Source organism: Streptomyces sp. NPDC004561 (assembly GCF_053602155.1).
This window is the reverse complement of record NZ_JBSGDB010000951.1, coordinates 1-1,031: the sequence shown is the minus strand read 5'-3', so window position 1 is coordinate 1,031 and position 1,031 is coordinate 1. Positions and strand designations below refer to the sequence as shown.

Annotated in this window: 1 protein-coding gene; it reads right to left on the bottom strand. The window is 68.6% G+C overall.

Features of this window, described 5'->3' with window-relative positions; all coding sequences use genetic code 11:
• Positions 1–1,031, bottom strand: a 1,031-nt coding sequence (locus ACWEN3_RS46945; RefSeq protein ID WP_452984614.1) for an RNA-guided endonuclease InsQ/TnpB family protein, incomplete at both ends; no start/stop codon positions are given.

The window sequence follows — 1,031 nt, the reverse complement described above, 5'->3', positions numbered from 1 at the left end:
CGGTTTCCTTCGGTGACGAACCCACAGGCGTGGCAGCGTTGCGACGTATACGCGGGATTGACCTTCACCAGCGTCGTTCCCGTGTACCGGGCAGCACTGGTGAGGGCGAGTTCGAGGCGGTGCCACCCCTTATCGAGGATGGCCCGGTTGAGTCCTGTCTTCTGGCGGACCTGGCGGCCGGGCTCGGCCACGGTTCCGGACGCCGAGGCGGACATGTCCTTGACCCGCAGGTCTTCGAGGACGACCAGGGCGTTCTTCTGCACCAGGTGTGCGGCCGTTTTCGCGCAGAAGTCTCCGCGCCGGTCCGTGACCCGGCCCATGATCCGGCCCATGGCGGTGATCGCCTTGCGCCGCATCGCGCTGCCCCGCTCGGAACGGGCGAGGCGCTGTTGCAGCCGCCGGTAGCGGGTGGTCTCGCCGGACGTGATGAACTCCCGGTCGAAAAACTCGCCGTCCGAGGTGACGGCCGCCGCAGCAACACCCCGGTCCACCCCTACGGCCGTGCCCGGCATGGCGTGCAGGTCGGGGGTGACCGCGCCGTCGTCCACGAGGAACGACACGAACCAGCGCCCGGACTTCCGGGACACGGTCGCGGAGCGGATCTCACCACCGAGCGGGCGCGAGGACCGGAACCGGACCCAGCCCAGCTTCGGCAGCTTAACTCTCCCCCACTTGCGGCCCAGCCGCTCCACAGTGACCTGCTTGGCGTCGGGGAAGCGGAATGAGGGGGACCAGCGGGCCTTGGACCGCCACCGGATCTTGAACGTGCCGTGGTCCCGGCACGCCCGGTCCAGATCCTTCAAGGTCTGCTGGAGGATGTGCGACGGCGCGGCCTTCAACCACTCGTGCTCACACTTGGCCTCCGCCAGCTCCTTGCACTGCGGCGCGTAGTTCATCCACGCCCCGCGCCGCCGGTACTCGCGGCGCTGCTCCAGTCCGGTGTTCCACACCGACCGGCACACGTCCGCGAACTTCTCACACTGCTCTGCCTGTTCGGTCGTCAGCTCAAGCCGGTACCTGCGACCCGACAG